The 11,701-nt window shown below is 58.3% G+C and carries 13 protein-coding genes and 5 pseudogenes; 8 read left to right on the forward strand and 10 right to left on the reverse strand.

Annotated features, from left to right (window positions below; all coding sequences use genetic code 11):
- The 4 genes from MKR05_RS26295 to mphR(A) form a co-directional block, all read left to right on the forward strand.
- Positions 1 to 74, forward strand: a 74-nt coding sequence (locus MKR05_RS26295; RefSeq protein WP_032414367.1) for a hypothetical protein, incomplete at its 5' end; no start/stop codon positions are given.
- A 121-nt stretch (positions 75 to 195) separates the two neighbouring features.
- Entirely contained in the window at positions 196 to 1,101 is a 906-nt protein-coding gene (locus MKR05_RS26300) for an Mph(A) family macrolide 2'-phosphotransferase (protein ID WP_000219391.1), read from the forward strand.
- On the forward strand, positions 1,098 to 2,336 hold the full coding sequence (gene mrx(A) / locus MKR05_RS26305; protein ID WP_000004159.1) for a macrolide resistance MFS transporter Mrx(A): 1,239 nt from the start codon (positions 1,098 to 1,100) through the stop codon (positions 2,334 to 2,336). Before MKR05_RS26300 ends, mrx(A) begins: the two co-directional genes overlap by 4 nt.
- Positions 2,336 to 2,920, forward strand: a complete 585-nt coding sequence (gene mphR(A) / locus MKR05_RS26310) for a macrolide-binding transcriptional repressor MphR(A) (protein ID WP_001137892.1) — start codon at positions 2,336 to 2,338, stop codon at positions 2,918 to 2,920. Before mrx(A) ends, mphR(A) begins: the two co-directional genes overlap by 1 nt.
- Positions 2,921 to 3,412: 492 nt before the next feature.
- On the opposite strand, the gene MKR05_RS26315 is transcribed toward mphR(A), so the two are convergent.
- The 10 genes and pseudogenes from MKR05_RS26315 to dfrA12 all read right to left on the reverse strand — a co-directional run bounded on the left by MKR05_RS26315 (position 3,413) and on the right by dfrA12 (position 9,452).
- Positions 3,413 to 4,177, reverse strand: a complete 765-nt coding sequence (locus tag MKR05_RS26315; RefSeq protein ID WP_001389365.1) for an IS6-like element IS6100 family transposase — start codon at positions 4,175 to 4,177, stop codon at positions 3,413 to 3,415.
- A gap of 117 nt (positions 4,178 to 4,294) precedes the next feature.
- A pseudogene (locus tag MKR05_RS26320) lies at positions 4,295 to 4,360 on the reverse strand (EAL domain-containing protein); the annotation flags it as partial.
- A 43-nt stretch (positions 4,361 to 4,403) separates the two neighbouring features.
- Positions 4,404 to 4,709 carry a PadR family transcriptional regulator gene (locus tag MKR05_RS26325; RefSeq protein WP_000130000.1) on the reverse strand — a complete coding sequence of 102 codons (306 nt, stop codon included), beginning with the start codon at positions 4,707 to 4,709 and terminating at the stop codon, positions 4,404 to 4,406.
- Positions 4,710 to 4,719: 10 nt separating this feature from the next.
- A complete protein-coding gene (chrA, locus tag MKR05_RS26330) occupies positions 4,720 to 5,925 on the reverse strand; it encodes a chromate efflux transporter (protein ID WP_000184001.1) in 1,206 nt (401 codons plus the stop codon).
- Positions 5,926 to 6,080: 155 nt separating this feature from the next.
- On the reverse strand, positions 6,081 to 6,284 hold the full coding sequence (locus MKR05_RS26335; protein WP_000376616.1) for a hypothetical protein: 204 nt from the start codon (positions 6,282 to 6,284) through the stop codon (positions 6,081 to 6,083).
- A 127-nt stretch (positions 6,285 to 6,411) separates the two neighbouring features.
- Complete coding sequence (sul1, locus tag MKR05_RS26340) at positions 6,412 to 7,251, reverse strand: sulfonamide-resistant dihydropteroate synthase Sul1 (RefSeq protein ID WP_000259031.1); 840 nt, start codon at positions 7,249 to 7,251, stop codon at positions 6,412 to 6,414.
- Complete coding sequence (locus tag MKR05_RS26345; protein WP_000679427.1) at positions 7,245 to 7,592, reverse strand: quaternary ammonium compound efflux SMR transporter QacE delta 1; 348 nt, start codon at positions 7,590 to 7,592, stop codon at positions 7,245 to 7,247. The genes sul1 and MKR05_RS26345 overlap by 7 nt, the downstream gene beginning before the upstream one ends.
- A 116-nt stretch (positions 7,593 to 7,708) precedes the next feature.
- Positions 7,709 to 8,547: pseudogene (locus tag MKR05_RS26350) on the reverse strand (AadA family aminoglycoside 3''-O-nucleotidyltransferase).
- A gap of 5 nt (positions 8,548 to 8,552) precedes the next feature.
- Positions 8,553 to 8,843: a DUF1010 domain-containing protein gene (locus MKR05_RS26355; RefSeq protein WP_001336345.1), complete on the reverse strand. Its 291-nt coding sequence runs from the start codon at positions 8,841 to 8,843 to the stop codon at positions 8,553 to 8,555.
- 111 nt (positions 8,844 to 8,954) lie between these two features.
- The gene (gene dfrA12, locus MKR05_RS26360) at positions 8,955 to 9,452 is read right to left on the reverse strand and encodes a trimethoprim-resistant dihydrofolate reductase DfrA12 (RefSeq protein WP_001083725.1); all 498 of its coding nucleotides are present in this window, start codon (positions 9,450 to 9,452) and stop codon (positions 8,955 to 8,957) included.
- A gap of 144 nt (positions 9,453 to 9,596) precedes the next feature.
- Between dfrA12 and intI1 the strand changes: the two genes are divergently transcribed.
- The 4 genes and pseudogenes from intI1 to MKR05_RS26385 form a co-directional block, all read left to right on the forward strand.
- Entirely contained in the window at positions 9,597 to 10,610 is a 1,014-nt protein-coding gene (gene intI1 / locus MKR05_RS26365; protein ID WP_000845039.1) for a class 1 integron integrase IntI1, read from the forward strand.
- Positions 10,611 to 10,812: 202 nt separating this feature from the next.
- A pseudogene (locus MKR05_RS27105) lies at positions 10,813 to 11,163 on the forward strand (DUF3330 domain-containing protein); the annotation flags it as partial.
- Between the two features lie 125 nt (positions 11,164 to 11,288).
- Positions 11,289 to 11,570, forward strand: a pseudogene (locus MKR05_RS26380) (recombinase family protein); the annotation flags it as partial.
- A gap of 67 nt (positions 11,571 to 11,637) precedes the next feature.
- Positions 11,638 to 11,701 (forward strand): annotated as a pseudogene (locus tag MKR05_RS26385) (hypothetical protein); the annotation flags it as partial.

Here is an 11,701-nt window from a genome sequence, read left to right on the forward strand (position 1 = left end):
GCCAGGCCTCAGCATTTTATTATGGTGATCCCCTGGGCGAAATGCGCCTGGTAAGCAGAGTTTTTGAAATGTAAGGCCTTTGAATAAGACAAAAGGCTGCCTCATCGCTAACTTTGCAACAGTGCCGGATTGAATATAACCGACGTGACTGTTACATTTAGGTGGCTAAACCCGTCAAGCCCTCAGGAGTGAATCATGACCGTAGTCACGACCGCCGATACCTCCCAACTGTACGCACTTGCAGCCCGACATGGGCTCAAGCTCCATGGCCCGCTGACTGTCAATGAGCTTGGGCTCGACTATAGGATCGTGATCGCCACCGTCGACGATGGACGTCGGTGGGTGCTGCGCATCCCGCGCCGAGCCGAGGTAAGCGCGAAGGTCGAACCAGAGGCGCGGGTGCTGGCAATGCTCAAGAATCGCCTGCCGTTCGCGGTGCCGGACTGGCGCGTGGCCAACGCCGAGCTCGTTGCCTATCCCATGCTCGAAGACTCGACTGCGATGGTCATCCAGCCTGGTTCGTCCACGCCCGACTGGGTCGTGCCGCAGGACTCGGAGGTCTTCGCGGAGAGCTTCGCGACCGCGCTCGCCGCCCTGCATGCCGTCCCCATTTCCGCCGCCGTGGATGCGGGGATGCTCATCCGTACACCGACGCAGGCCCGTCAGAAGGTGGCCGACGACGTTGACCGCGTCCGACGCGAGTTCGTGGTGAACGACAAGCGCCTCCACCGGTGGCAGCGCTGGCTCGACGACGATTCGTCGTGGCCAGATTTCTCCGTGGTGGTGCATGGCGATCTCTACGTGGGCCATGTGCTCATCGACAACACGGAGCGCGTCAGCGGGATGATCGACTGGAGCGAGGCCCGCGTTGATGACCCTGCCATCGACATGGCCGCGCACCTTATGGTCTTTGGTGAAGAGGGGCTCGCGAAGCTCCTCCTCACGTATGAAGCGGCCGGTGGCCGGGTGTGGCCGCGGCTCGCCCACCACATCGCGGAGCGCCTTGCGTTCGGGGCGGTCACCTACGCACTCTTCGCCCTCGACTCGGGTAACGAAGAGTACCTCGCTGCGGCGAAGGCGCAGCTCGCCGCAGCGGAATGAGCGAACGTCGATATAGCCCGCTCGCGACGCTGTTCGCGGCGACCTTTCTCTTCCGGATCGGCAACGCGGTGGCGGCCCTCGCGCTTCCATGGTTCGTCCTGTCTCATACAAAGAGCGCGGCCTGGGCGGGCGCCACGGCCGCTAGCAGCGTCATCGCGACCATCATCGGCGCGTGGGTTGGTGGTGGCCTCGTCGATCGGTTCGGGCGCGCGCCCGTCGCATTGATCTCGGGTGTGGTGGGCGGCGTGGCCATGGCGAGCATCCCACTGCTCGATGCCGTTGGCGCCCTCTCGAACACTGGGCTGATCGCTTGCGTGGTGCTCGGTGCCGCGTTCGACGCACCCGGTATGGCCGCGCAGGACAGTGAGCTGCCCAAACTCGGCCACGTCGCCGGGCTCTCCGTTGAGCGCGTCTCGTCACTGAAAGCGGTGATCGGGAACGTCGCGATTCTAGGTGGCCCGGCCCTTGGGGGGGCCGCAATCGGCCTGCTTGGCGCTGCGCCAACGCTCGGGCTGACGGCGTTCTGCTCCGTCCTTGCAGGTCTGCTCGGCGCGTGGGTGCTTCCCGCGCGTGCCGCTCGGACGATGACCACGACGGCGACTCTCTCCATGCGCGCCGGCGTCGCTTTTCTCTGGAGCGAACCCCTGCTGCGCCCTCTCTTTGGTATAGTGATGATCTTCGTGGGCATCGTTGGCGCCAACGGCAGCGTCATCATGCCTGCGCTGTTTGTAGATGCAGGACGCCAAGTAGCAGAGCTCGGGCTGTTCTCCTCAATGATGGGGGCTGGTGGTCTCCTTGGCATTGCCATTCATGCGTCGGTCGGCGCCCGGATATCAGCGCAGAACTGGCTGGCGGTGGCATTTTGTGGCTCTGCGGTGGGCTCGCTTCTGCTTTCACAGTTGCCAGGCGTGCCGGTGCTGATGTTGTTGGGCGCGCTCGTGGGACTGCTGACCGGCTCAGTCTCTCCCATTCTCAACGCTGCCATCTACAACCGCACGCCGCCAGAACTTCTCGGCCGGGTACTCGGCACGGTCTCGGCGGTGATGCTGTCAGCCTCGCCCATGGTTATGCTTGCGGCCGGCGCGTTTGTCGACCTTGCTGGTCCGCTCCCTGGCCTCGTTGTATCGGCCGTGTTTGCGGGGCTCGTGGCTCTACTCTCGCTCCGTCTTCAATTTGCTACAATGGCGGCGGCAGCCACAGCCTCCGCCCCAACCCATACAGAAGGTGAACACTGATGCCCCGCCCCAAGCTCAAGTCCGATGACGAGGTACTCGAGGCCGCCACCGTAGTGCTGAAGCGTTGCGGTCCCATAGAGTTCACGCTCAGCGGAGTAGCAAAGGAGGTGGGGCTCTCCCGCGCAGCGTTAATCCAGCGCTTCACCAACCGCGATACGCTGCTGGTGAGGATGATGGAGCGCGGCGTCGAGCAGGTGCGGCATTACCTGAATGCGATACCGATAGGCGCAGGGCCGCAAGGGCTCTGGGAATTTTTGCAGGTGCTCGTTCGGAGCATGAACACTCGCAACGACTTCTCGGTGAACTATCTCATCTCCTGGTACGAGCTCCAGGTGCCGGAGCTACGCACGCTTGCGATCCAGCGGAACCGCGCGGTGGTGGAGGGGATCCGCAAGCGACTGCCCCCAGGTGCTCCTGCGGCAGCTGAGTTGCTCCTGCACTCGGTCATCGCTGGCGCGACGATGCAGTGGGCCGTCGATCCGGATGGTGAGCTAGCTGATCATGTGCTGGCTCAGATCGCTGCCATCCTGTGTTTAATGTTTCCCGAACACGACGATTTCCAACTCCTCCAGGCACATGCGTAAACGGAGGTGTGCAGAGTCCCTGCGGCAGGCGACGAACACGACCGTCGTCGATTAGTACCGGTACGGTCGGTGGTATCGAAGTCTTGATCACCACTCAGGTCTACGGCTTACAAATGGTGACCATCCCGATACTTGCGTCAGAGCACCGGGCCGATTCTTTGACAGTGAATCACTCCCGTAAGGTTGTGCCGGTGTGGGTGTCCCGGGTCGAGACGATACTCCGCCAATGCGCCCAGCAAACAACCTGGCCATCGCAGGTGGTGGGGAGCGGTGTGGCGGATGAGTTGGACAAGTTGGTGTAGCAGCACGAGCACGGCGAGATAACATCGCAGGAGTTCGACATGCTCAAGAGACAGCTGATTGCGAATCGCGATGCAGATTCATAACCCGATTGCGGGTTGGCTTCACTCCACCATCACCGAGCAGACTAGCACGGCGGGCTCTGTTGCAAAGATTGGCGGCAGTCAGAGGTAGGCTGTCGCTCTGCGCCGATCAGGCGGCTGCTGCGAAATGGTGGTTGAGCATGCCCATGGCCTCCGTCAGCGCCGAGGGCCCAATGCCAAAAGCTCTCTCCACAAGGCGCACCTCGCCCCTGATGCCGGGCTGCAGGCACCAGGGGCGAGCCTGTCCTTTGCGCAGGGCTCGCATGACTTCGAATCCCTTGATCGTGGCATAGGCCGTGGGGATCGATTTGAAACCGCGCACCGGCTTGATCAGTATCTTGAGCTTTCCGTGATCGGCCTCGATCACGTTATTGAGATACTTCACCTGCCGGTGGGCCGTCTCCCGGTCCAGCTTTCCTTCGCGCTTCAATTCGGTGATCGCTGCACCATAGCTCGGCGCTTTGTCGGTATTGAGCGTGGCAGGCTTTTCCCAGTGCTTCAGGCCTCGCAGGGCCTTGCCCAGGAACCGCTTCGCTGCCTTGGCGCTGCGGGTCGGCGACAGGTAGAAATCGATCGTGTCGCCCCGCTTGTCGACTGCCCGGTACAGGTAGGTCCACTTGCCCCGCACCTTGACGTAGGTTTCATCCAGGCGCCAGCTCGGATCAAAGCCACGCCGCCAGAACCAGCGCAGCCGCTTCTCCATCTCCGGGGCGTAGCACTGGACCCAGCGATAGATCGTCGTATGGTCGACCGAAATGCCGCGTTCCGCCAGCATTTCCTCAAGGTCGCGATAGCTGATCGGATAGCGACAATACCAGCGCACCGCCCACAGGATCACATCACCCTGGAAATGGCGCCACTTGAAATCCGTCATCGTTCCGTCCGTCCAATCTCCGCCAAGCATGCTCAAGCTTCACGATTTTTGCAACAGAGCCCACACGAGTATTGAGCATAGTCGAGATTGGTGCAGATCACTTCTGATATTGAACTGTCAGGAGCTGGCTGCACAACAGCCATTACGCCCAATCAACTGGTGCAGTCGTCTTCTGAAAATGACAATCCAGTTAGGGTATAGCTCAACCTGACATAGAAGCAAAAACTCAACCACCTTCTACCAACTCTCCGAACAGCTCCTTGACCTTTGTTTTCGCATCAGCAAGTGCAGTTCTGCCTTGTTCAGTGATGTCATAAACACGCCGTTCACGTCGCCCGGTGCGTTCGTGGCGTGAGGTCAGATAGCCTTTTTTTTCCAGGCCGTGCAGCATCGGGTACACGGTGCCAGCGCTCATCTCGTAGCCGTGTCGGCGTAGCTCTTCGATGATCCCCAGCCCAAAGACAGGTTCCTCGGCTGCATGGTGAAGGATGTGCAGGCGGATCAAACCGCCGTAGAGGTCTTTGTCAGTCATTTTTTGTGCCTCACAGAGCGACGCTCAACAGCCACCCAGCTGCACCGCTACCGAGGACAACCAGCCACGGCGGGAGCTTCCAGAACATAAGTGCGACAAGGGCAACTAATGCCAAGCCGAAGTCTTGCGGCTGAAAGATGGCGCTAGTCCATACAGGCTGATACAGCGCGGCCAGCAGCAAGCCGACTACAGCGGCATTGATCCCGGCCAGCGCAGCTTGGATGCCTGTATTGCGGCGCAAACGCTCCCAAAATGGCATTGATCCGACGACCAGCAAGAACGAGGGCGCGAAGATAGCCAGCAGACACACAATGCCGCCGATCCAGCCCGACGGGGCGGTGTTCATCGAGGCACCAAGAAACGCGGCGAACGTGAACAAAGGGCCGGGCACCGCTTGAGCTGCCCCGTACCCCGCGAGAAAGGATTCATTGTTGACCCAGCCGGAGGGCACCACTTCGGCTTGCAGTAATGGCAGCACAACGTGACCACCGCCGAACACCAGTGATCCGACACGATAGAAGGAATCCACCATTGCCATGGTTTGACTTGGCATCAGTTCGGCCAACACCGGCAGGCCAATCAGCAAGACAAAGAACAGCGAGAGCCAAAGCACGCCGGCCCGGTGACTGACCGTGATAGGTAGGGGGTCATGCTCAACAACTTTCGCTGGCTTGAACAATAACCGGCCTGCGATGCCTGCGATAGCAATCACGCCAACCTGTCCCCACGCGGACGGCACAAGTAAAACGACGCAGGTAGCAATTGCCATGATGGTGACTCGCAGCCCATCCGTGCATAGGTTACGCGCCATGCCCCATACTGCTTGAGCGACCACGGCCACAGCCACCACTTTTAAGCCATGCAACGCGCCCTGCGAGACGTAATCGCCATAGCTGGAGATGCCGAGCGCAAAAAGGATCAAGGCTATGGCAGACGGCAGCGTGAAGCCAGCCCAAGCAGCCAGCGCCCCGCTGTATCCAGCCCGAGACAGTCCTACCGCTATGCCGACCTGGCTGCTTGCAGGCCCTGGCAAGAACTGACAAAGCGCGACCAAGTCAGCATAGCTCCGTTCGGAGAGCCAGCGCCGCCGTGTGACAAATTCGGCGCGGAAGTAGCCCAAGTGCGCAATGGGGCCGCCAAAAGATGTCAATCCAAGCCGCAGAAAAATAAGAAAGACCGACCATGGTCTGCTGTCATCGGTAGGGTTATTCGTCATACTTTCGCCTTCATGATCTGCAACGAGTTGATCAATAATAAGCGAAATTCGATAACGAAATTCGATATAAATCTAGAAAAAAATACCTCTATGTGTACTACGCAGTTTTAGCTGTGGCTTTCACAGGAGCACGCTTACTTACGGCTTAGCGTGCTTTATTTTCCGTTTTCTGAGGCGATCCCTAGGAGCTCGGATCTCAGGACGAAGGTCTCCGCGAATGTCCGGTCGATCCGCGCGACGTCCCAGGCGGGCGTTCCCTTGGCGGACATCCACGCCGCAGCGTCGTGCATCAGCCGCACAACCTCGTCGATATCACCCGAGCAGGCGACCCGAACGTTCGGAGGCTCCTCGCTGTCCATTCGCTCCCCTGGCGCGGTATGAACCGCCGCCTCATAGTGCAGTTTGATCCTGACGAGCCCAGCATGTCTGCGCCCACCTTCGCGGAACCTGACCAGGGTCCGCTAGCGGGCGGCCGGAAGGTGAATGCTAGGCATGATCTAACCCTCGGTCTCTGGCGTCGCGACTGCGAAATTTCGCGAGGGTTTCCGAGAAGGTGATTGCGCTTCGCAGATCTCCAGGCGCGTGGGTGCGGACGTAGTCAGCGCCATTGCCGATCGCGTGAAGTTCCGCCGCAAGGCTCGCTGGACCCAGATCCTTTACAGGAAGGCCAACGGTGGCGCCCAAGAAGGATTTCCGCGACACCGAGACCAATAGCGGAAGCCCCAACGCCGACTTCAGCTTTTGAAGGTTCGACAGCACGTGCAGCGATGTTTCCGGTGCGGGGCTCAAGAAAAATCCCATCCCCGGATCGAGGATGAGCCGGTCGGCAGCGACCCCGCTCCGTCGCAAGGCGGAAACCCGCGCCTCGAAGAACCGCACAATCTCGTCGAGCGCGTCTTCGGGTCGAAGGTGACCGGTGCGGGTGGCGATGCCATCCCGCTGCGCTGAGTGCATAACCACCAGCCTGCAGTCCGCCTCAGCAATATCGGGATAGAGCGCAGGGTCAGGAAATCCTTGGATATCGTTCAGGTAGCCCACGCCGCGCTTGAGCGCATAGCGCTGGGTTTCCGGTTGGAAGCTGTCGATTGAAACACGGTGCATCTGATCGGACAGGGCGTCTAAGAGCGGCGCAATACGTCTGATCTCATCGGCCGGCGATACAGGCCTCGCGTCCGGATGGCTGGCGGCCGGTCCGACATCCACGACGTCTGATCCGACTCGCAGCATTTCGATCGCCGCGGTGACAGCGCCGGCGGGGTCTAGCCGCCGGCTCTCATCGAAGAAGGAGTCCTCGGTGAGATTCAGAATGCCGAACACCGTCACCATGGCGTCGGCCTCCGCAGCGACTTCCACGATGGGGATCGGGCGAGCAAAAAGGCAGCAATTATGAGCCCCATACCTACAAAGCCCCACGCATCAAGCTTTTGCCCATGAAGCAACCAGGCAATGGCTGTAATTATGACGACGCCGAGTCCCGACCAGACTGCATAAGCAACACCGACAGGGATGGATTTCAGAACCAGAGAAAGAAAATAAAATGCGATGCCATAACCGATTATGACAACGGCGGAAGGGGCAAGCTTAGTAAAGCCCTCGCTAGATTTTAATGCGGATGTTGCGATTACTTCGCCAACTATTGCGATAACAAGAAAAAGCCAGCCTTTCATGATATATCTCCCAATTTGTGTAGGGCTTATTATGCACGCTTAAAAATAATAAAAGCAGACTTGACCTGATAGTTTGGCTGTGAGCAATTATGTGCTTAGTGCATCTAACGCCGGAGTTAAGCCGCCGCGCGTAGCGCGGTCGGCTTGAACGAATTGTTAGACATCATTTACCAACTGACTTGATGATCTCGCCTTTCACAAAGCGAATAAATTCTTCCAAGTGATCTGCGCGTGAGGCCAAGTGATCTTCTTTTTGTCCCAGATAAGCTTGCTTAGCTTCAAGTAAGACGGGCTGATACTGGGCAGGTAGGCGTTTTATTGCCCAGTCGGCAGCGACATCCTTCGGCGCGATTTTGCCGGTTATTGCGCTGTACCAAATGCGGGACAACGTAAGCACTACATTTCGCTCATCGCCGGCCCAGTCGGGCTGCGAGTTCCATAGCTTCAAGGTTTCCCTCAGCGCCTCGAATAGATCCTGTTCAGGAACCGGGTCAAAGAATTCCTCCGCTGCCGGACCTACCAAGGCAACGCTATGTTCTCTTGCTTTTGTAAGCAGGATAGCTAGATCAATGTCGATCATGGCTGGCTCGAAGATACCCGCAAGAATGTCATTGCGCTGCCATTCTCCAAATTGCAGCTCGCGCTTAGCCGGATAACGCCACGGGATGATGTCGTCATGCACGACAAGGGTGACTTCTATAGCGCGGAGCGTCTCGCTCTCGCCAGGGAAAGCCGAAGCCTCCATAAGATCATTGAGCAATGCTCGCCGCGTCGTTTCATCAAGCTTTACGGCCACAGTAACCAACAAATCAATATCGCTGTATGGCTTCAGGCCGCCATCCACTGCGGAGCCGTACAAATGCACGGCCAGCAACGTTGATTCCAGATGGCGCTCAATGACGCTTAGCACCTCTGATAGTTGGTTCGAAATTTCGATGGTCACCGCTTCCCTCATGATGTCTAACGGGCGAGGTAAGCCGACCGCAGAATGCGGGTCGGCTTGACCGAAATGTTAGAACCAGAAGCCAAAACGGATAACTTGAATTTGGCGACGGGCGCTAACCGTGAAAAAACGCTGCGCCACCGAGGCGGCACAGCACTGCAAAAACGATAGCTGCTTGCGCTTGCTACGCAAGGGCTAGAGGCCAAAAAGACTGAAAACCTGCGCAGCCCATGCAGGCGAAGCCCGGAAAAAAGGCAAAACAGGCACTGAATAACGCCTGAAAAGCTAAATGCCGTTTGAATAAACATGAGCTAAATAAAGCTGGGTTTCAGTGGTGCTAACGTTGGACGTAACGAGAGCCGGAGCGCAGCGGAGGGAACCAAAATGCGCAGCATTTTGGCGTCCCGTTGACGGAATGGTTAGCCGTTTCGACGCGCATAAACGGAGTGGGTGTACGGAATTACAGCTTGAATGGTTTCGGTTGAGACAAGCTCGAATTCTGTTTCGTTGAGCATTGGGAAGAAGGCGTCACCCTCGAAGGTTTGATGTACCTCAGATAGAAACACGCCGTGGGCGTGAGGTAGTGCCAGAGTGTATATCTCAGCTCCGCCCGCGACGTAGAGTTCATTGCCGAGTTCGGATGCCAAAGCGATAGCGTGCGACAGCGTTGAAACAACTACGCAGCCAGTGGCGCGGTAGTTAGCTTGGCGTGAGATTACCAATGTGTGACGGTTCGGTAGAGGCTTGCCGATAGACTCAAAGGTCTTTCGCCCCATGACAACGACTTTTCCCTCAGTGAGTCTGCGAAAAATCTTCTGCTCACCCGGAATTTTCCAGGGGATATTAGGACCATTGCCAATAACCCGATTGGCTCCCATCGCAGCAACGAGATAAATGCGTACTGATTCCGAGTTCATATGGCTAACTTTGTTTTAGGGCGACTGCCCTGCTGCGTAACATCGTTGCTGCTCCATAACATCAAACATCGACCCACGGCGTAACGCGCTTGCTGCTTGGATGCCCGAGGCATAGACTGTACAAAAAAACAGTCATAACAAGCCATGAAAACCGCCACTGCGCCGTTACCACCGCTGCGTTCGGTCAAGGTTCTGGACCAGTTGCGTGAGCGCATACGCTACTTGCATTACAGCTTACCAACCGAACAGGCTTATGTCCACTGGGTTCGTGCCTTCATCCGTTTCCACGGTGTGCGTCACCCGGCAACCTTGGGCAGCAGCGAAGTCGAGGCATTTCTGTCCTGGCTGGCGAACGAGCGCAAGGTTTCGGTCTCCACGCATCGTCAGGCATTGGCGGCCTTGCTGTTCTTCTACGGCAAGGTGCTGTGCACGGATCTGCCCTGGCTTCAGGAGATCGGAAGACCTCGGCCGTCGCGGCGCTTGCCGGTGGTGCTGACCCCGGATGAAGTGGTTCGCATCCTCGGTTTTCTGGAAGGCGAGCATCGTTTGTTCGCCCAGCTTCTGTATGGAACGGGCATGCGGATCAGTGAGGGTTTGCAACTGCGGGTCAAGGATCTGGATTTCGATCACGGCACGATCATCGTGCGGGAGGGCAAGGGCTCCAAGGATCGGGCCTTGATGTTACCCGAGAGCTTGGCACCCAGCCTGCGCGAGCAGCTGTCGCGTGCACGGGCATGGTGGCTGAAGGACCAGGCCGAGGGCCGCAGCGGCGTTGCGCTTCCCGACGCCCTTGAGCGGAAGTATCCGCGCGCCGGGCATTCCTGGCCGTGGTTCTGGGTTTTTGCGCAGCACACGCATTCGACCGATCCACGGAGCGGTGTCGTGCGTCGCCATCACATGTATGACCAGACCTTTCAGCGCGCCTTCAAACGTGCCGTAGAACAAGCAGGCATCACGAAGCCCGCCACACCGCACACCCTCCGCCACTCGTTCGCGACGGCCTTGCTCCGCAGCGGTTACGACATTCGAACCGTGCAGGATCTGCTCGGCCATTCCGACGTCTCTACGACGATGATTTACACGCATGTGCTGAAAGTTGGCGGTGCCGGAGTGCGCTCACCGCTTGATGCGCTGCCGCCCCTCACTAGTGAGAGGTAGGGCAGCGCAAGTCAATCCTGGCGGATTCACTACCCCTGCGCGAAGGCCATCGGTGCCGCATCGAACGGCCGGTTGCGGAAAGTCCTCCCTGCGTCCGCTGATGGCCGGCAGCAGCCCGTCGTTGCCTGATGGATCCAACCCCTCCGCTGCTATAGTGCAGTCGGCTTCTGACGTTCAGTGCAGCCGTCTTCTGAAAACGACAATGGAGGTGGTAGCCGAGGGTGTGGAAACACCCGACTGCCTTGCGTGGTTGCGGCAGGCGGGTTGCGACACGGTGCAGGGTTTCCTGTTCGCCAGGCCGATGCCGGCGGCGGCCTTCGTCGGCTTCGTCAACCAATGGAGGAACACCACCATGAACGCCAATGAACCGAGCACCAGTTGCTGCGTGTGCTGCAAGGAAATCCCGCTCGATGCCGCCTTCACGCCGGAAGGGGCCGAGTACGTGGAGCATTTCTGCGGGCTGGAGTGCTATCAGCGCTTCCAGGCGCGGGCCAGCACTGCGACCGAAACCAGCGTCAAACCGGACGCTTGTGATTCGCCGCCGTCAGGTTGAGGCATACCCTAACCTGATGTCAGATGCCATGTGTAAATTGCGTCAGGATAGGATTGAATTTTGAATTTATTGACATATCTCGTTGAAGGTCATAGAGTCTTCCCTGACATTTTGCAGGGAATTCCATGACTGGACAGCGCATTGGGTATATCAGGGTCAGCACCTTCGACCAGAACCCGGAACGGCAACTGGAAGGCGTCAAGGTTGATCGCGCTTTTAGCGACAAGGCATCCGGCAAGGATGTCAAGCGTCCGCAACTGGAAGCGCTGATAAGCTTCGCCCGCACCGGCGACACCGTGGTGGTGCATAGCATGGATCGCCTGGCGCGCAATCTCGATGATTTGCGCCGGATCGTGCAAACGCTGACACAACGCGGCGTGCATATCGAATTCGTCAAGGAACACCTCAGTTGGCACTGTTGCAAATAGTCGGTGGTGATAAACTTATCATCCCCTTTTGCTGATGGAGCTGCACATGAACCCATTCAAAGGCCGGCATTTTCAGCGTGACATCATTCTGTGGGCCGTACGCTGGTACT

This window comes from Klebsiella sp. K5-204, from assembly GCF_030128585.1.
Classification (GTDB): Bacteria; Pseudomonadota; Gammaproteobacteria; order Enterobacterales; family Enterobacteriaceae; genus Klebsiella; species Klebsiella quasipneumoniae.